14 protein-coding genes are annotated in these 18,209 nt (G+C 59.1%); 6 read left to right on the forward strand and 8 right to left on the reverse strand.

What is annotated here, in order from left to right:
• Positions 1-69 precede the first annotated feature (69 nt).
• The 5 genes from AC0QTX_RS12420 to AC0QTX_RS12440 form a co-directional block, all read right to left on the reverse strand.
• A complete protein-coding gene (locus tag AC0QTX_RS12420) occupies positions 70-1,023 on the reverse strand; it encodes a GDP-mannose 4,6-dehydratase (RefSeq protein ID WP_474604142.1) in 954 nt (317 codons plus the stop codon).
• A 20-nt stretch (positions 1,024-1,043) separates the two neighbouring features.
• Positions 1,044-2,036 carry a GDP-mannose 4,6-dehydratase gene (gene gmd / locus AC0QTX_RS12425; protein WP_474604233.1) on the reverse strand — a complete coding sequence of 331 codons (993 nt, stop codon included), beginning with the start codon at positions 2,034-2,036 and terminating at the stop codon, positions 1,044-1,046.
• A 306-nt stretch (positions 2,037-2,342) separates the two neighbouring features.
• Positions 2,343-3,746, reverse strand: coding sequence for a class I SAM-dependent methyltransferase (locus AC0QTX_RS12430; RefSeq protein ID WP_474604143.1), 1,404 nt, complete (start codon positions 3,744-3,746; stop codon positions 2,343-2,345).
• 9 nt (positions 3,747-3,755) lie between these two features.
• The gene (locus AC0QTX_RS12435) at positions 3,756-3,968 is read right to left on the reverse strand and encodes a hypothetical protein (protein WP_474604144.1); all 213 of its coding nucleotides are present in this window, start codon (positions 3,966-3,968) and stop codon (positions 3,756-3,758) included.
• 682 nt (positions 3,969-4,650) lie between these two features.
• Complete coding sequence (locus AC0QTX_RS12440) at positions 4,651-6,747, reverse strand: sulfatase-like hydrolase/transferase (protein ID WP_474604145.1); 2,097 nt, start codon at positions 6,745-6,747, stop codon at positions 4,651-4,653.
• Between the two features lie 559 nt (positions 6,748-7,306).
• Here AC0QTX_RS12440 and AC0QTX_RS12445 point away from each other — a divergent pair.
• The gene (locus AC0QTX_RS12445; RefSeq protein ID WP_474604146.1) at positions 7,307-8,668 is read left to right on the forward strand and encodes a nucleotide sugar dehydrogenase; all 1,362 of its coding nucleotides are present in this window, start codon (positions 7,307-7,309) and stop codon (positions 8,666-8,668) included.
• A gap of 135 nt (positions 8,669-8,803) precedes the next feature.
• Here the strand turns inward: AC0QTX_RS12445 and AC0QTX_RS12450 are convergent, their stop codons facing one another.
• On the reverse strand, positions 8,804-10,261 hold the full coding sequence (locus AC0QTX_RS12450; RefSeq protein ID WP_474604147.1) for a phosphomannomutase: 1,458 nt from the start codon (positions 10,259-10,261) through the stop codon (positions 8,804-8,806).
• Between the two features lie 257 nt (positions 10,262-10,518).
• On the opposite strand from AC0QTX_RS12450, the gene AC0QTX_RS12455 reads away from it, so the two are divergent.
• Positions 10,519-10,836, forward strand: a complete 318-nt coding sequence (locus AC0QTX_RS12455; RefSeq protein ID WP_474604148.1) for a transposase — start codon at positions 10,519-10,521, stop codon at positions 10,834-10,836.
• A gap of 65 nt (positions 10,837-10,901) precedes the next feature.
• Positions 10,902-12,395 (forward strand): calcium-binding protein, encoded by a 1,494-nt coding sequence (locus AC0QTX_RS12460; RefSeq protein WP_474604149.1) that lies wholly within the window; start codon positions 10,902-10,904, stop codon positions 12,393-12,395.
• A gap of 400 nt (positions 12,396-12,795) precedes the next feature.
• On the opposite strand, the gene AC0QTX_RS12465 is transcribed toward AC0QTX_RS12460, so the two are convergent.
• Both AC0QTX_RS12465 and AC0QTX_RS12470 read right to left on the reverse strand, forming a co-directional pair.
• Positions 12,796-13,794, reverse strand: a complete 999-nt coding sequence (locus AC0QTX_RS12465; RefSeq protein ID WP_474604150.1) for a Gfo/Idh/MocA family protein — start codon at positions 13,792-13,794, stop codon at positions 12,796-12,798.
• A 45-nt stretch (positions 13,795-13,839) separates the two neighbouring features.
• Entirely contained in the window at positions 13,840-14,910 is a 1,071-nt protein-coding gene (locus AC0QTX_RS12470) for a LacI family DNA-binding transcriptional regulator (protein WP_474604151.1), read from the reverse strand.
• Positions 14,911-15,068: 158 nt separating this feature from the next.
• On the opposite strand from AC0QTX_RS12470, the gene AC0QTX_RS12475 reads away from it, so the two are divergent.
• The 3 genes from AC0QTX_RS12475 (at position 15,069) to AC0QTX_RS12485 (ending at position 18,208) form a co-directional block, all read left to right on the forward strand.
• Positions 15,069-16,313, forward strand: a complete 1,245-nt coding sequence (locus AC0QTX_RS12475) for an ABC transporter substrate-binding protein (protein WP_474604152.1) — start codon at positions 15,069-15,071, stop codon at positions 16,311-16,313.
• A 78-nt stretch (positions 16,314-16,391) separates the two neighbouring features.
• The gene (locus AC0QTX_RS12480; protein WP_474604153.1) at positions 16,392-17,327 is read left to right on the forward strand and encodes a carbohydrate ABC transporter permease; all 936 of its coding nucleotides are present in this window, start codon (positions 16,392-16,394) and stop codon (positions 17,325-17,327) included.
• A complete protein-coding gene (locus AC0QTX_RS12485) occupies positions 17,324-18,208 on the forward strand; it encodes a carbohydrate ABC transporter permease (RefSeq protein ID WP_474604154.1) in 885 nt (294 codons plus the stop codon). The genes AC0QTX_RS12480 and AC0QTX_RS12485 overlap by 4 nt, the downstream gene beginning before the upstream one ends.
• Position 18,209: the final 1 nt, after the last annotated feature.

Here is an 18,209-nt window from a genome sequence, read left to right on the forward strand (position 1 = left end):
GGTTGCCGAGCAGTTCATAAACAAGGACCCGCCAAAATTCCTGGCACTGGAACCTCTAGGCCAAGTTCCTCACAACAACACAAGCGTACGGCAGCACTCCAAAACACTTGCAAGCGTATCATCGAACGAGTGCTTGGGAGTCCAGCCCAGCCACTGACGCAGACGACCGGCATCGCCAACGATGCGTGGCAGGTCGCTAGGACGGAGGCGCATCGGGTCTTGCTCAATCGCAATCTTCACGCGACTCTTGGCAAGAAGGCTCTCCAGCACATTTCCGATACACTGTGGCACGCCGGAGGCCACATTGAGGATAAGGCCGGATTCCTGCAATGATTCCGTGTATAAAGCTGTCAACGCGTAAGCTTCGACGACATCCCGAACGTCTAGGAAATCTCTTTCGGAATCCAGATTGCCGACGCTGATGACCGGAGGAGCGTAGCCAGCTTCGATCTTGGCGATTTGCATGGCAAATGCTGGGATCACAAAGGTTTCCGCCTGCCCGGCCCCCGTATGGTTGAATGGGCGCAGTCGAATGCTCTTTAGGCCGCGCCGCGTCAGTGCGCCGAGAGCGAGATCGGCTGCAGCCTTGGTCACTGAATACTCGTCGATCGGCGCCAGCAGTGAGTTTTCGTCAAGCGGCAATCCTGGTTTGGCGCTCTCTCCATAGACCAGCCCGGATCCTGCGTTCAGAAGCCAGCAGTCAGGGGCATTGTCCAAAATTGCGTGGGCGAGATTGAGCACGCCCTGCACATGCACTTGCCATGCTGCCTGTGGATCGGCAGTGGCTGCCGCGGGGGCTGCCAAGCCGGCCAAGTTGAACACATGGGTGGGCTGATACCGGCAAATTGCAGCTGTGACAGCAGCGCGATCCGTGACGTCTAGTGCTGCGACACGGCTCAGGAGGGGGTGCTCATCCGCCCTTGTGCTGGTCGCGATAATTATAACTTCGCCACAGACGCGTCGTAGTGCTTGGGCCAGATATGGACCAACGAAGCCCCGCGCGCCTGTGATGAGTACCCGCATGTCAGTGTTGCCGTGCCGGTTCAGAGATGCTCATGCTTTTTCAGGCGAGCGAGATCGGCCTCGACCATCTCGGCAACAAGGTTTTCAAGGCTCGTCTCAGCCGTCCAGCCGAGTTTCTCCTTCGCCTTGGCTGCATTGCCGAGCAGAACATCGACCTCAGCCGGTCGCAGGAACCGCGGATCGACCGTCACGTGATCTTCCATGTTCAGGCCAACATGGGCGAACGCCAGTCGACAGAAATCCCGCACCGAAACGGTGCGGCCAGTCGCCACCACATAGTCGTCAGGCTTGTCCTGCTGCAGCATCAGCCACATGGCCTTGACGTAATCCCGTGCATGCCCCCAGTCGCGGGTAGCATCGAGGTTGCCGAGGGCGACCTTGTCCTGCAAGCCAAGTTTAATGCGTGCGGCGGCGTCCGTGATCTTGCGGGTCACGAACTCGATGCCGCGCAGCGGGGACTCGTGGTTGAACAGGATACCGCTCGAGGCGTGCAGTCCGAAGCTTTCCCGATAGTTCACAGTCATCCAGTGAGCATAAAGCTTGGCCGCAGCGTAGGGAGAGCGCGGGTAGAATGGCGTCGTCTCGGATTGGACCGGCTCTTGGATCAGGCCATACATCTCTGACGAGGAGGCCTGATAGAAGCGAGCCTCGGGGCAAGCAAGGCGAACCGCCTCAAGCACGTTGGCCGCGCCGAGACCCGTAACAGCGCCGGTGAGAAGCGGCTGCTGCCACGAGGACTTGACGAACGACTGCGCGGCAAGGTTGTAGACTTCATGGGGCTGGACGTCATTCAGCACCCGGATCAGACCCGACAGGTCTGTCAGATTGCCGTCATGCAGCACAATTTTGCCAGCCACGCCAATCCATTTCAGCCGGGAGTCCACCACGTCAGCCGATGCGCTGCGGCGCAGCAACCCGTGTACCTCATACCCTTTATCGAGCAAAAGCTTCGAAAGGTAGGCCCCGTCCTGGCCGGTGACGCCCGTAATCAGCGCTTTTTTCTTGTCCGTCATCTCATACAACCTCGAAAATTCACCAACAGCGCCCGAAGTCTGAGACCGACGCTGAGATAGCTTAAACCACTGATCTGCGTGGGTGGACCGGCGCTTCAACCCTTAGGCACGGCCGACAACCCGGCTCCAACAAGCCGACGCCGGCTCTTCATGGAAGCTGCACTTACAGTGCAGCCTTAAGATCTGTCAACGACTCCGCGGATGTGTGCCCGTTGCACGCTCTGGCCAGATTAGCTGACCTGTGCACGATACCACAGCAACTATCAGGTGCCGGGGAGAGTGGGATTCCACGGAACAGCCGACGCCTTACTGCGTCCTCTCGTAGAAGAACAGTGTTCTTCCGCTCTCAGACACCACCTTCTGCTCTACGATTCTGGCGCGTTCAGTCAGGCGGTTTGTGAAGGTTTCGATGTTGTAGTCATCGAAGATGTCTTCCCGCAATGCGAGCATCGTCTTCACCGTTGGGTCATCCTTGGGCACAAACTCGATGACACCGACGGGGGCACGATCAACCAGCCAGTCAACGACCTGCGGCAAGGGAACGTTTTTCGCAATAGCGAGATGATGCTCAAACGCCAGGGCCACCACGGCATCGACCGTGGCGCGTTGGCCAAAGCCGGACCGCTCCGCCTGCATCCACCCCTGATCAGGGCTCGGGTTGGAGGCATCAAGCCACAGGGGCAGGAACCGCAGCTTCTCGGTTTCAGAGCGCGAGAACGCGAGATCGAGCGCTCTCTGGTCGAAGTCGAAGCCAACCACGTAGGATGCACCACCCTCCAGGGCTGCAACAGAGTAGTCCCCCGTGTTGCAGCCTATATCGATCAGGACTTTGGGGCGCGTTTTGGCGGCGAACTCAGCGATGAACCGGCGCTTTTCCTGCGCTTCCGCACCGGTGTAGGTGTTATCTTTGGCGTAATTGCCCCACACTGTCGCACCGGTGTTGGCCGGCTCAAGCCCAGCGATCCAGCTGCGAAGCTGGCGCAGCATCCCCTCGTAAGCGGTCCGAGACAGGGTGCGGGACTTTTTGGCTTGCTGAATGGCCTGCGCCGGCGCATCGGTGGCCTTGGCCTGCAGTTTGGCCTGCAAAATCACCTGGCTCAGCATATTCCAGGAGAACCGGCTGCTCAGCGGCAGCGCTCGCGCCAGATCGGCCGTCGGAATGCCTTCGAGGTTGCCGCGGTACCAGGTATTGAAGGAGATCCCCAGCTTCGACTGGAGAAGCAGCGGATTGAGGAACTGCTCACAGAATTGACGGTGTCCGATCCAGAACTCGCCCTCCCGATAGGCGCGCACGGAAAGGAGATCGATAAAGATCGGTTTGGAGCCGGAGAACTGCACATTGTAGGCGGTGCTGTCGGAGAGAGCCGCATCCTTCGTCAGCAGATAGAGCTGCAGATCGAGATGATGAAGGGCTGCCGCCTTCAGTGCTCGAAACGGCCACTCGTACGGGTAGGAGATGAACTCGACACGTGGGTGCTCGACCACGTAAGCGGCCCGACCGAATTCAGCATCCCACTGCGCCCTCTCGACCTCACGGCTGTCGATCAGCAATCCCTTCTGCACGGCAGACGCGAGAACCCCTTTGTCCCGCATCGCCTCATAGTCAGAACGAGCGCGCTCGTTGATGGTACGAAAGATCCGGCCGTCACTTTCATAAACATGCCCTGCGGGATCGCGGTACGATCCTGCATTACGTCGAACAGCGCTCATCTGGGGATTTTACTTTTCGTTAGACTCTTTGGAAGCGGTCTGGCCAACGAAGAAGGCCTTGATCCTTTGGTAATACATGGAAATGACTGTGACGCCGGCTGCAATGCCGCCAATCAGTCCCTGCAGCAAAAGGCTGCCAGTGCCCGGGTCTAGGTAGGCGTATGCCGGCGTGGTCAGAAAGAGGACAGCCATCAGGCTGAGGAAGAGCGAACGTTTTTCCATTGTGCCCACCACTGAAATGAAACGGGGAGAATCAGAGTTTTCGTATGGCCCTCTTACCGGTGAAAGCATCATTTGTGAACCCGGCTACTCAACTTACCTTGAAACTGTGTTTCACACGCAACAGTTCCAGGGAATACTCTCAAGGCTATCGGGGCACCCTTTGCCATAGCGCAGAACGCAGCTTGGCCAGTCTTCGACTCCCGTTTGAACGCCCCACCACCCATGAGGCAGCGGCTACCTGCCAAAATCTGCCGCTCCGCCTCTAGCTATAGAAACCAACCGATTGCGATAAGATTAATCCCGGAGAGACACCCGCTGGCGCCAGAGGTCGGACTGGCCTCCCATCAACCGGGCTGAAGTTCATCCGCAATTCCCGGATCTGCCGTCCTGCCACCTCAAAGTGCCTCTGACGCAGAGTCTCGGCGCGCTTTTGTGTCGCGGCAACGCTGGAACCCCCCGTTTAAGCCTCGCACGAGGCGTGGAAATGGATCACCTGTTCATCGGCCGGAGTGATTCGCAGGGGCCAGCGCCCACCATCCCCACGAGAGCACAGGGTGCGCTCCTAGGATCTAGCAGCTGTGTTCAGAATGTTTCTGGGCAGACGCGGTGCTCCCATCAACGTTGCGGGAGGCGTGTAATACGCCCCCCTCAGTGACGGCCGCCTCGCACGATCTCAAAGCGATCATTCCGAGTCTCCCGAGGAGGCAGCATCAAGTCGCATTGAAAACAAACCTACGCCTAACTGTCTGTCATCGTTGGACAGACCGAGCTCCTTCGGGCTTTTCGGGTCTGCAATCATCAGGTCCAGCTTGATCGCGCCATCCGCCAGAGCCTCATCCGGAATGCGGAAGGAGAACTCGCCCATTGGCTTGGATTTGTTCAGGTCAATTTCCCCGACTCGCATTTCATTGATCATCACCGTCGCGCGCACCGGGCCGGGTTCCACAAAGCCTTGCAATTGAAGCGTGAGGCGACCAGGCAACGGTTTGTCTGGGTTCATGATCAGGCTGGCAACAGTACCATCTGTCCACGTCCCCCAGGGCTCAGGCTGGGACAGTCCTGTCCAAACATACGGCGCGGAGTTGCCCTTGTCGCTGAAGTTGATCGTCTGGCCGAACTGAATGGGCGCATTCTTGATCCAGTTGTCCTTCTGTCCAACAGGACCACGAACCTCGTATGGTGTCAGGCCCTCAATCGTGCTCGCCCTCCAGAACTCGTTCTTCCAGCGATAATAATTGAACAGACGCGTGCGTCCATAGGGCTCGCTCAGAGCTGATATTCCAAACTCTGTGGAACATGCTTTTAGGAGATCACACAGGGTCGCCCCGAAGTCTCCGATGTAGATTTCGCCGCCGCCTGTGCGGAAAGCCCCTTTTGAACCGACAGGCTTGATCGCAAAAGTCGGGTTCGCTGCCCCGACCAACTTGGCGCGACTCCCTGTAATGCTTGTCCGCGTGCTTTCAAGACCATAGTTGCCATGATCTGCCAGCAGGATAATGGCGGTCTGGTCATACAGGTTACGTGCCTTCAAAGCGTCTAGCAGCTTCACAAAGCTGTCGAGCGAGCACTTGACCTGGATCGAGAAGTTCTCGCGGGTACGATCCTGCTGCCGTCCGGCATAATTGCACGTCTGATCAAAAACATAAGGCGGGTGGGTGTTCATCAGGTGGAGGAACTTCAGGGTCGGCGCACCGGCGGAAACCGTCATCGCCGTCGCGAGATCCTGAAGGAAAAAGTTATCCTTCATCGCACGTTGAATGAACCGTTGGTCTTCTAGCAGACTTTGAAGGATCCATTCGCCGTCATTATATGTGGCGTTCTTGAGACCGAGAGGGGCCAACCGGAAGAGCATCGCATCAAGAAGACTCAGGCCTTCCGACCGCGCGACCGATTTCTTGCTGCGCATCGCAGCATCGGCGAGCAGGCACTCAACTTTGTCCGGACAGATACCCTGAATGGGATTGACCAGGATTGACCGATAGCCGGCATCGGCAACCTTGGTCAGCACCGAATGTTTTTTTACGGTTTCATTAAAGAACTGGGCAGTCGGCTGGCCGCCACGATAGGGCTGCCCTGAATGGATTGTCGGCATTGCAAGAAAGGTCGTCGGTGAAGCGCCGACTGTGTCAGGATAGAAGATAAAGCCGTCCAGCGCTTTTGCGATATCAGGGTTTTTACTGACGACCTCTTCAAAGACATCTGAGACCATGGTGTCCATGAGCACCACCAGAGCGTTTCCCTTGTCCGAAAATTCAGCGATCTTCGGCAATTGAACGTCATCTGTAAGGGACAGCCATTTACTGGCACTGAGTGTTGGCCAGCTTTGAAAAAGTATCCCGGCTGAAAGCAGCATTAGGAAGATCGCAAGCATCTTCTGAAGGCGCAAGGCGGCAAGGAAGATTACAACGATGCCACCGAGAATGACCGCGACCTCAATGGCAATATGCAACTTTGGCACCGCCGCGGACCAACTTTGCCCGTCGATTGCACCGAAGCTGTGGGATTGGAAGACCCCGTGCGCCCAGATATAGATGGCCACCACCGCAGCGAGCGCTGACCATACGCGTGCCCCTCGGCCAGGCAGCAAGATGGGTGGAACTGCAAGCAATGCGAAAAATACAGCCGCCGCAACCCAGTAAGTTCCCATAATGTTCAGAAGTGGAGAGGTGAACTCCCCAGGGTTCGCGGCATAGATAATGATAGGTATACCAACGAAAGCAGTTAAGGTCGCAAACAACCCTGCGGCAGCGGCCAGAACTATTGATTGTTTTTTTGACATTCTAGATCCTGACACCTGAAAGAACTTCAATTCTCCAGTGCGGCCCGGCTTCTCCGAAGCAGCGTTGGTTTAGCCCAGTGATCCTTGCAACGTTGCTAATAGATCATTTTCCCGTCTCGCCTATAAAGTAACACTTGGCCCATTGGCAAGATGACGGATGGTGCCACGGGGTTATACATCGCCAGGCCAGTGAGGCGTCTACCGGAGGCACGCAGACCAAGCAACAGGCAGGGACTACCGGGCGCCGGAGACCTCTGTGCTGCCGAACTCGGCCTTGGCGTTACAAAAGGCTACTTCTGGGGTCCTATGCTTGCGGGCCAACCCTCGTTATCTCAATCTTGGGCCGCGCTCCTTAATGTGCCAAGGATCGGCTCAACGGTGAGCACTTCACGCCTCTTTTTCCGCCTTGTACCCCCCTAACCTCATCCTCATAAACCCGCAGAGCTCACGTTCTCCTTCCAGCTCCAGCCTTGGGATCAGCCGACATACCTCGAATTTGGACTAATATTCGAGGCTCGTGTAATTAGCAGTTTCGGAAGCGGGATGCGCTGAGAGAACAATGACCTCCGATCAAGCAATGCAGGTTGGCCCGACGATCATCGCTGAAGAGCTGCAGGAGCGCTTCCAAAGCCGTAATGCTACCATTGGAATCATCGGCCTCGGCTACGTGGGGCTGCCGTTGGCTCTTACTGCCATTCAGGCTGGCTTTGCGGTGCTGGGATTTGACATCAACGGCACATACGTCGACCGTTTGAACCAGGGCGAGAGCTACATCAAGCACATCCCCGCCGGCCTTGTTGCTAGGGCAGTAGGCACGGGACGCCTTAAAGCAACAGATGACTTCAGCCGCCTTAAGGAGCCCGATGCCATCTTGATCTGTGTGCCAACGCCGCTCACACAACATCGCGAGCCGGACCTGTCGTACGTGCGGGACACCGCTCAAGCCATCGCAGCACAGTTGCGCGAAGGACAGCTTGTGGTGCTCGAATCCACGACCTATCCCGGAACGACCGATGAGGTGATCAAGCCCGTCCTCGAGGCCACCGGCTTGAAGAGCGGAAAGGATTTTTTCCTTGCCTATTCTCCAGAGCGCGAAGACCCCGGCAACGCATCGTTCAACACCTCAGCCATTCCGAAGGTCGTTGGCGGCGACGGACCTGTGGCTCTTGCCCTGGCGAATGCACTCTATGAACAGCTTGTCGTCAAGACCGTGCCAGTCTCCACAGCCGCGACAGCCGAGGCCGTCAAGCTAACTGAAAACATCTTCAGAGCTGTCAATATCGCCCTCGTGAACGAGCTGAAGGTCGTCTATGCGGCAATGGGCATTGACATCTGGGAGGTCATTGACGCCGCCAAGACCAAACCCTTTGGTTTTATGCCGTTCTATCCAGGACCGGGTCTCGGAGGCCACTGCATTCCCATTGACCCATTTTACCTGACATGGAAAGCACGGGAGTACGATATCACAACCCGCTTTATCGAACTGGCCGGTCAGGTGAACACCCACATGCCGTATTATATCGTCGAGCGGCTGGTGCAGGCTGTTGATGGGAGCGGACGCCCGTTCACGGGTTCGCAGGTCCTCGTTCTGGGAGCCGCCTATAAGAAAAATATCGACGATATGCGGGAAAGTCCGTCTCTAAAGCTCATCGAACTGATCGAAGCGCGCGGCGCAAGAGCGGATTACCACGACCCTCATATTCCCGAGTTGCCACGAACCCGCAAGCACGGCGGCCTGATGGGCCGGCACTCCGTTCCGCTAACACCGGAAACCCTGCGCCAATATGATGCCATCCTAATCGCAACGGATCATGATGATGTGGATTACCGCCTTGTCGTGGATCATGCGAGGCTTGTGCTTGATACCCGCAACGTCTGCGCCCGAGTCGGCATCAAGGATCCCCGGATCATCAAGGCTTAAGGCTCGGGCCGTCTCGAGACTGGCAGTGGGTACAGATATGGAAGAGCAATCCGGTGGCTTGAGCGGCAAAGTCAGGCAGGTTCGCACTCCAAGGGCCGATCTCCTACCCGTCTGAAGCGCTCTATCGAGGTGTGCTTAGCTCACCTGCTGCTGTGCGGTTGTCAGCCCCCAATTCAGCAGATCGGCCGCTCGCTCTTGTGTCGTGGCCTCCACATAGACCCGTAGTTCCGGTGCATTGCCGGAAGGGCGGAAGTGCACGACCTCGCCGTTCTTCGCCGTCAGCCGCAGTCCATCGAGGGTCGTGATCCCAGCCACACCTCCCAGAGATGCCATCAACTCGGACCGGAACGCTTCATCCTGCTGCAACCTGGAAACGAAGGCTGCACTCTTCTCCGTAGCAACGTTCTGCAGCCGATTGCTCGCCGCGGCCTTGAAGGAGTAGGCAGCCCCAACCTGGGAAAGCGGCTTGCCTTGGGTGCTGACCTCACGGAGAGCACAGAGGATGGGCAGCATGGCGTCGCGCGTGGGAAGGGCCCCAAGACGGCGGCCATCCTGCACGATATCTGATCCAAGCAGAACGCCGCCATTGGCCTCGAATCCCACCACGGCTTGAGCGCCGGAGTTGGAGGCTTCAGCCATGCCCTCAATAACATAAGGTGAGCCGACCCGCGTGCGGACAACTGTCTTGAAGGCGCCGGAGGCTTCCAGGGCAGAGTTCGAGGTCACCGGAGTGACGATCACGTCAGCGCCTATCGACTTGGCCGTGATGGCCCCCACCAGATCTCCCCTGAGATAGCTTCCGCTTGCGTCGGAAATCAGAGGACGATCCGCGTCGCCGTCCGTCGATACGATGGCATCAAGTGTCTGCTCACCCGCCCATTGCCGCGCTAGAAGTTCATCCTCCTCGCGCAGGGCCTCAGTGTCGACCGGAATGAAGCTCGTGGCCCGCCCCAGCGGCACCACCCGAGCGCCCAAGGCCTCAAGCATGTCGACGATGACATCACGCGCCACCGATGAATGCTGGTAGACGCCAACGGTGAGGCCTGCAAGCGCCCCTGCTCCGAAGAAATCTTGGTAGCGGGCCTTGTAGGCGCTAATCAGGTCAATGTCAGGCATCTGCGCGTGGAGGGCCCGGGCGCCCTCGGGAACAGACGTGATTCCGAGCCTAGCATGCCAAGCCAGGATAGCGGCCTCATCCTTCTTGTCGATCTCCCCTTCGGCCCTGTAGAACTTCAATCCATTCCGGTCTTCCGGAATGTGGCTTCCCGTGACCATGATCGCAGGGATGCCGAACTGCATGCCGTGATAGGCGAGTGCTGGGGTAGGAAGAGCACCGCAATCGAGCGGGACAAGGCCGGATTCGTGCAGAGCCGCACAGCAAAGCTGACCGATGCTCGGGCTGCTCTCGCGCAGATCCCGTCCGACGAGAACCACATTCTGGGATGCTGCCGCCGAACCATCTTCCTTGAGCATTTCGGCAAAAGCGCGGGTGTAGGCAAAAGCCGGCGAGCCATTCAGCTCGACCACGAGCCCTCGCAATCCACTCGTTCCAAACTTCAGGGACGCAGGTGTGGCTTCTGAGTTCAGATCCATCTTGATTCGCCTAATTCTCTCAGGGATTTAAAGCGGCAGTGTAGCCGGGTCCGCCGCCCCAGATATATCTCACTCTGAGACGAATTCCAGATACAGGCTATACACCCCAACGCCCCTCCTCCCAAGCGTTCACATCGGAGGCAAGCTTGGTCACTGGCACTATGCCGTGTGGATGGAGTGAGTTGAGCAACGGGTGAGCGGGCTCTCAAATCGGTCAGGCGGTAATTCATGGCAGGTCGGCTCTAGGAGGCGCGACCATGCTGACGGGAATGACCGAGGAGGACTGGACAAGGGTGCTACAGGTGTTTGCGGCCTCGTGCTCCCGACTAGGTGCCAAGGGCCGCAATGACCGCCGCTTCCTTGAGGCACTCCACTTCTTCGCGGTCCACACCATCACCTGGCAGGCTCTGCCTGAGTATTTCGGCAACTGGAACTCAATCTGGAAGCGGTTGTGCCGCTTGAGCCCGGCGGGCGTGTTCAGGCCAGGCGGCGGTGAGCAGGTCTGCTCACCTGGTACAGCTGTTCGCCTGCACCATCGTGCGGGCCCATGTCCCGGCCTCCGGCGGCATGATTAAGAGGCTGATGCTCTCACTGCGCATGCTGCCTGTGTTTCGTCATGGCACCGGTCAGTATAACCGGTATGATCGCAGACGCCGTGGAGTCTTCAGGTAACCAAGGGCGCCGTGGCAGCCAAAGGGAACATACATCTTTTTCAAACGTTACAAGTACCCCAAAGTGGAATCCTCGTATTCCAGAGGAGAGGTCCTTGCCCACGACGATAGCAATCGAGTCAAAAACCGTCTCATTCCGCGGTCTTTCTACGCCGTTTCAGCACCTGTACTTAGTGAAGACCGTCACCGACGATGCCGGTAATATTCTGGACGAGCGGGTCATCCGAGGCGACGTCGGCTCGGACCTGACGCTGGTCACGCAGGCCGACATCCCGCTGGCCCGATCGGCGGATGCCCGCGGCTCGGCCACGCCGGCGCAGAGGCGCCACACCGAACTCGATCTGAACGGACGGGATCCAGAGCAGGTATGGAGCCTCATGGTTCAGCACGCGGTGAACATCGACAAGGCTGGGCTCCAGTACGGGGTCGACTCCTTCGAGATTGACAACGGCGGCGACGTGAACAGCAACACCACAGTTGCCTCCGCGCTTCACACGGTCGGGATCAGCCTGGTCAGGAACCTGCCGCAGGGTGTCGAACCTGATGAGATACCCCTCTACAACAGGCTCGATGCCATGCTGGTGAACGACGCCCTGTTCGGAGGCGTGCAGAACGACCTCATTCGCGGCGGGGTGGGTCGTGATACGATCCGGGGCCACGAGGGGAATGACCGTCTATACGGCCAATCCGACGCAGACAATTTGGCCGGCGGGTCCGGCAACGACTTGCTGGATGGCGGTCTTGGCAACGATCGCATGAGTGGAGGCGAAGGAAACGACGTCTACCGGGTCGACAGCAGTTTTGACCGGGTGATCGACGCGGATACCGGTTTGTCCGGTGGCATCGATCGGGTGGAGAGCACGGTGAGCTTCAATCTCGCCAGTCGCGCTGAACTCAGCGGGATCGAGAATCTCGTGCTGCGCGGTTCAGGCAATTTGAACGGGAGCGGCAACACGCTCGACAACACCCTCACAGGCAATAGTGGAAACAACAAGCTTGTGGCTAACGGCGGAAACGACTTTCTGTCTGGTGCCTCAGGCAATGATCGACTTTACGGTCAGTCTAGTGACGACCGCCTCTCAGGTGGGCGCGGACAAGACAGTCTGGTCGGCGGCTCAGGCCAGGACATCCTCCATGCGGGCGCGGGAGCTGATGCTTTCGTGTTCAGGTCGGCAGCGGAAAGTGCTGCCGGCGAAGCCACTCGGGATCTGATCCGGGATTTCGGAACCGTGGACGTCATCGACCTGCACACCATTGACGCGAACGTTCTTGTCACTGGCAATCAGGCCTTCACGTTTATTGGATCTTCTGCCTTCACTGGAGCAGGACAGCTCCGATTCGAAACCAACGACGGTGGCAACACGCTCGTGCAGGCCAATGTTAACGGCGACCTTTCGGCAGATTTCGAGGTTCTTCTGCAAGCCTATACCCGTGGGCTCAGTAAAGGAGATTTCTTGCTCTAAAGCCAACCTAAATAAGCAGCGTTCACACGTCGAGAAGAAAGAGCCCTCGGTCAGGCCACTCGCTGTAAGGCGATTGCCATGCCTGCCGGGGCTTCGCTTGGCTTCTCGAACCGCCTTTGCATCAACACCATGACTGAAGTACTTGGGAGGCACCGAGCGTGGAAGCGGCCCTCATGAGGCGACGCGTATTCGACGGCCTCACCTGGGCTGATGCAGACTTCCCCGCTCGGCTGCGAGAGGTGTAAGGGTGTCCAAGTCGGCACCCTCCACACACGCCTACTGATCTGAAGGCCGCTGGATATACGTCCACCTGAAGATCCTATGCTCTAGCTAAGATCTCCTGTTAATCATCTGCGCTACAATCGATCCAGCCAGTCGGCATCACCTGCTAGGATCCGATTTAGACCCTTTCCCATGCCGCAGATGTCTCCGATCGCCGGATAGCGTCGAGGATCCGCATGTTCATGAGGGCATCCTCCAGACCATAAACGAGAGAGCCTTCTCCTCTGATCGCGCGGCTGAATGCAAGGCACTGCCGCTCATACTGGTCGACCGCCGGGAACTCGATGGCTCTCGCCGAAAGCCCGCCATGGGCGCTTCCGTCATCGACGAAGATCCGGGTTGGCCGGTCCGGAGGAGCGTTGAAGGGGATTTCGATCTCGATCCGTCCTGTGGTCCCAAGCAGCTGAACCCGCTGGAACGGTACGGATTGGGTCGAGACGCTGAAGGTCAGCTGCCGGCCCTTGCCGAAATCCAGAAGAGCGCTCGCGGTGCGGTCAACGCCGTAGGTCGGGTCCCGATCGACGAGGGCGATCGTGCGGGTCGGCTCGGCGTCGAAGAAGTATCGCCCGGCCACAACCGCATAGCAGCCGATGTCGAGAAGCCCTCCCCCGCCGATATCCGCCCTGTTGCGGATATCCGCAGGATTGACGTTGAAATACGAGAAGATGACCTGGATCGAGCGCAGCTCCCCGATATCTCCACCTCGAACGATCTCACGGGCCCGCTGCCATTGCGGATGGTGGCGGACCATGAAGGCTTCGGCGATCAGCACCTGCGGTGGGACCTGCTTCAACTGCTCCGCCTCATCGGCCGTGATGGCGATCGGCTTCTCGCACAGCACGTGCTTGCCGGCGGCGGCGGCTGCCAGGGTCATCGGCACGTGCATATGGTTGGGCAGCGGATTGTAGATGGCCTCGATGTCTGGGTCGGAGAGCATAGCCTCGTAGGAGCCGTATGCTCGTTCGATCCCGAGTTCCGCAGCCATCGCGCGGGCAGCTTCCTCGTTTCTCGAGGCGACGGCGACCACCTGGCAGAGCGGGTTCTTCATCATGCCGGGAACGACTTTCGTCCGACCGATCTTGGCCGTGCTCAAAATGCCCCAACGGACCGGCTGCATGGCTTTCCTCCTCAAATTCTATCGTTGTCGGATCGGGTGCATTCTTCAGACAGATGAGCGGCGCAGAGATTTGTAGTCCTTGTGCAGAACAGGCCCGGTCGTCTCACGCTCCAGAAGCGTTACAGGCAACCGGATGCTCCAGTCCTCGGGCTGCATCTTGTTGTGAATCAGCTTCAGGAGAACGTCGGCCCCGACGCGACCAAGTTCATGCAGCGGCTGCCGAAACGTGGTGAGGGTGGGCTCCGTATAATCAGCATACTCGATGCCGTCGAAGCCGATGATCGAGACATCCTGCGGGACACGGATGCGATTCGCACGAACGCGCTTGATGAAGCCGATCGCACTCTCGTCGCAGGCCGCGAAGATCCCGGTGGGCCGATCCTTCATCTGCAGGAAGGACTCGGCCGCCGTCACGCCGGTGGAGAAGACGAAAGGCCCCTCCCAGCGCACGAAGTCATCCGGGCGGAAACCGGCTGCGACGATCCCCTCCTGAAAGCCTGCGAAGCGCTCGACCTCGATGATGGAGCCGAGCGTGCCTGAGATGTAGCCGAACCTGCGATGCCCGAGCCGGGCGAGGTACTGCACAGCCTGCCGCGTAGCCTCACGGTCCTGAACGACAACGTTGGGAATGCCTTCCTCGTGAATGGCAGCGCACATGGCGACGATGGGGAGGCCTGTATCGCGCATGCTGCGCGCGCCGTTCTCCGGCACGTATCCGGTCAGAAGGAGAACGCCATCCACCTGGCGCGACAAGGCCAGATCGACATAGCGGGCTTCCCGCTCCCTTCGGTTGTCCAGATTGCCGATGATGATGCCGTAGCCCGATTGGGTCAGTTCGTCGTCGACTCCGCGGAGGATCTCGGCAAAGACCGGATTGGTGAGCCGCGGGGCGATCACCAGCACATTCATGGTGCGCCGCGTGCGCAGCTTCTGTGCGGTGCTGTTTGGGATGTAGCCGCTGCGCTTGACCGCTTGCATCACGAGATCATGAGTTTTTTGCCGCACCTTGTCGGGATCCGACAGGACACGACTGACCGTTGCTGTGGACACGCCTGCAAGTCGAGCCACGTCGGCGATGCGTATCTCCTTCACGGCTCGCCATCTTTTCCGACTCATGCAGGTTACCTCCGGTCCCCAGGCAAGATACGTTACCCTCTTTCAGGGTATACAACTTGCTTAAACTTGTGTCTTGACTAATTTCAAAAGCACCTACAACCTATATCACAAGATGTAATCGATTACAAAAATCGATAAAACGCTTCTGGGAGGAAGCCATGAGCATGAAGACACGCGTTTCCGCGTATACCCTTTCTGTTGCCCTGATCTGGAGTTCGGGGGCGCTCGCGCAGCAGACGAAGGCCGAGGTCATCCATTGGTGGACATCGGCCGGCGAGTCCGCCTCCGTGAAGGTGTTCGCCGAACAGTTCACCAAGGCGGGTGGCACCTGGGTCGACAACGCCATTGCCGGCGGCGCCAACGCCCGCACGGCCGGCATCAACCGCATGGTGGGCGGCAATCCCCCGACCATGATGCAGTTCAACACCGGCAAGCAGTTCGACGAACTGGTGAGCAACGATCTGGTGCGCGACGTCGATGCCCAAGCGAAGGCCGGCAAGTGGCGCGAGATCATGCCTAAGCCGATTGTCGACGCCACGGTCCGCAACGGGAAGTTCTACGCCGTTCCCGTGAACATTCACGGTCAGAACTGGCTGTTCTACAACACCAAGGTCTTTGCCGATGCAGGCCTTCAGCCTCCGAAGACGTTCCCCGAACTGATCGAGTCGGGTGAAAAGCTCAAGGCCAAGGGTATCATCCCGATCGCCCTTGGAGGCCAACCGAACTGGGAGCACAACCTCTTCCGGGCCGTCGTCGTGGGCCATGGCGGCGCTGACATGTTCCGCCAGCTCTACGGCACCCGCAAACCGGAGGTGGTGAAGAACGCAAAGTTCAAGGAAACCGTGGAGGTCTTCGGCAAGCTGCGCGGCCTCGTCGATCCCGGCAGCCCTGGCCGCAACTGGAACGACGCCACGGCCCTCGTCATCACCAACAAGGCCGCCATGCACTTCAACGGCGACTGGGCCAAGGGTGAATTCACCGCGGCAGGCCAGACAGCCGGCAAGGAATACGGGTGCACCCTCGTGGGTGAAGGCGGCGGCAAGCTCGTGATCGGCGGCGACGTGTTCGTCTTCCCGGCCACCAAGGACAAAGCTGCTCTTGCCACGCAGGACAAGCTCGTCGAGGTGCTGCTCGATCCCACCAGCCAGCTCGAGTTCAACAAGAAGAAGGGCTCGATTCCGGCTCGCCTGGACGTGGACGTGTCGTCCATGGACGTCTGCGCTCAGCGCTCCAGTGCCGTGCTGAAGGATCCGGCCAACCAGGTGGAGGCTATGGAACTGCTGAGCCCGCCGAATTTCTCGGGCGCCATGCAGGATGCCGTGACCCAGTTCTGGAACAACCCGAACATGTCCGCGGATGCCTTCATCGAGAAGATCACCAGCGCCATGCGCGACGCAGGCTGAAACCATCCGGCTCGCCCCTAGGGGCTGGGGCGAGCCGTTCATCGTTGAAGCTTGACCTCTCTCGACGGGATCTTCCGAATGGATACCATTTCGATCCGCGCCCCCAGCATGCCCTCAGGCAGCACCAAAACCCGGCGTCGCAAGAGAACGCGCCTGCCAGCGGCCTTGGCCCTCCTGCCGACCGCGCTCATCGTACTCGTGGTCTATATCGGCTGCATGCTGTGGACCGTGAGGCTCTCCTTCACGAGTTCGACCCTCCTGCCCAAGCTCGATTGGGTGGGTTTGGCGCAGTACAGCCGCCTCTTCGCCAATGATCGCTTTCTGACGTCGGCCTCCAACATCGTCATCTTCGGCGCCCTGTTCATCTCGGGCTGCCTCGTCATCGGATTTCTCCTCGCTGTCTTCATCGACCAGAACGTGCGCGGCGAAGGCCTTTTCCGCACAGTCTTTCTCTATCCCTATTCCATGTCCTTCGTGGTCACGGGCGTCGCCTGGCAATGGTTCCTCAATCCGGGGCTCGGCCTGCAGAAGCTCGTCCGGGACATGGGCTTCGAGAGCTTCACCTTCGACTGGCTCGTGAACCAGAGGATGGCGATCTATACCATTGTCATTGCAGGCCTCTGGCATGGCGCCGGCTTGACCATGGCGATCCTGCTTGCTGGCCTCCGCGGCGTCGACAAGGATCTGTGGAAGGCCGCCAAGGTCGACGGAATCCCGACCTGGCGCGTCTACACCTCCGTGGTTCTGCCCCTCCTCCGGCCCATGGTCGTCACGGCGGTCGTGCTTCTCACGACGGGCGTCGTGAAGCTCTACGACCTCGTGGTTGCGATGACTCTGGGCGGTCCCGGCATCGCCACCGAGGTTCCTGCCAAGTTCGTCATGGATCACTTGTTCGAGCGCAACAACATCGCTCTTGGCACGGCCGCCGCGACGATCATGCTGATCACCGTCATCGCGATCCTGGCACCCTGGATCTACGTTCGCTACGTCCGTCCGCAAGGGAGGCATGCATGAGCGCCGCCGAGCCGCAAGGCCGCCGTCCCCGCCACCTCACCGCCGGTCGCATTGGCATCTATGCCTTTCTGGTGACCGCGGCCCTGTTCTTCCTGCTGCCGCTCTGGATCATGGTGGTGACATCGCTCAAGCCCATGGAGGAGATCCGGCTCGGCAACATCCTCGCCCTGCCCGCCGCCATGACCTTCGAGGCCTGGACGAAGGCATGGTCCTCCGCCTGCACCGGCCTTGAATGCAACGGCATCAGCGTCGGCTTCTGGAACTCGGTGCGCATCCTGATTCCCTCCGTGATCCTCTCGATCATTGCCGGCGCGATCAACGGCTACGCGCTGTCGTTCTGGCGGGTCAAAGGCGCCAACGTCATGTTCGGCGTGCTGCTGCTCGGCGCCTTCATCCCGTACCAGGTCTTTCTTTATCCGCTGGTGCGCATCTTCTCGCTGACCGGGATCTACAATTCGCTCACCTGCATCGTGCTGGTGCACGTGATCTTCGGCCTGCCGACCATGACCCTGCTCTTCCGCAACTACTATGCGGGACTGCCCATCGAATTGTTCAAGGCCGCGCGCATCGACGGTGGCGGGTTCTGGACCATCTTCCTCTGGGTCATCCTGCCCATGTCGACGCCCATTCTGGTGGTCGCGGCCATCCTGCAGGTCACGGGCATCTGGAACGACTTCATCTTCGGGCTGACCTTCGCGGGTCGCGAGAACCTGCCCATGACCGTTCAGCTCAACAACATCGTCAACTCAACGCAGGGCGAGCGCGCCTACAACGTCGACATGGCAGCCACCATGCTGGCGGCGCTCGTTCCGCTCGTCGTCTACTTCGTGTCCGGGCGCTGGTTCGTCCGCGGCATCGCCGCCGGCGCTGTGAAGGGGTAAG

This window comes from Microvirga sp. jy35 (assembly GCF_056148915.1).

Excerpts from the sequence above, each read along its gene's own strand:
- AC0QTX_RS12445 (WP_474604146.1), top strand. The coding sequence starts at position 7,307 with ATGACCTCCGATCAAGCAATGCAGGTTGGCCCGACGATCATCGCTGAA.
- AC0QTX_RS12430 (WP_474604143.1), bottom strand. The coding sequence starts at position 3,746 with ATGAGCGCTGTTCGACGTAATGCAGGATCGTACCGCGATCCCGCAGGG.
- AC0QTX_RS12420 (WP_474604142.1), bottom strand. The coding sequence starts at position 1,023 with ATGCGGGTACTCATCACAGGCGCGCGGGGCTTCGTTGGTCCATATCTG.
- AC0QTX_RS12480 (WP_474604153.1), top strand. The coding sequence starts at position 16,392 with ATGGATACCATTTCGATCCGCGCCCCCAGCATGCCCTCAGGCAGCACC.
- AC0QTX_RS12465 (WP_474604150.1), bottom strand. The coding sequence starts at position 13,794 with ATGCAGCCGGTCCGTTGGGGCATTTTGAGCACGGCCAAGATCGGTCGG.
- AC0QTX_RS12435 (WP_474604144.1), bottom strand. The coding sequence starts at position 3,968 with ATGGAAAAACGTTCGCTCTTCCTCAGCCTGATGGCTGTCCTCTTTCTG.
- AC0QTX_RS12475 (WP_474604152.1), top strand. The coding sequence starts at position 15,069 with ATGAGCATGAAGACACGCGTTTCCGCGTATACCCTTTCTGTTGCCCTG.
- AC0QTX_RS12440 (WP_474604145.1), bottom strand. The coding sequence starts at position 6,747 with ATGTCAAAAAAACAATCAATAGTTCTGGCCGCTGCCGCAGGGTTGTTT.
- AC0QTX_RS12460 (WP_474604149.1), top strand. The coding sequence starts at position 10,902 with ATGATCGCAGACGCCGTGGAGTCTTCAGGTAACCAAGGGCGCCGTGGC.
- AC0QTX_RS12485 (WP_474604154.1), top strand. The coding sequence starts at position 17,324 with ATGAGCGCCGCCGAGCCGCAAGGCCGCCGTCCCCGCCACCTCACCGCC.
- AC0QTX_RS12455 (WP_474604148.1), top strand. The coding sequence starts at position 10,519 with ATGCTGACGGGAATGACCGAGGAGGACTGGACAAGGGTGCTACAGGTG.
- AC0QTX_RS12450 (WP_474604147.1), bottom strand. The coding sequence starts at position 10,261 with ATGGATCTGAACTCAGAAGCCACACCTGCGTCCCTGAAGTTTGGAACG.
- AC0QTX_RS12470 (WP_474604151.1), bottom strand. The coding sequence starts at position 14,910 with ATGAGTCGGAAAAGATGGCGAGCCGTGAAGGAGATACGCATCGCCGAC.
- gmd (WP_474604233.1), bottom strand. The coding sequence starts at position 2,036 with ATGACGGACAAGAAAAAAGCGCTGATTACGGGCGTCACCGGCCAGGAC.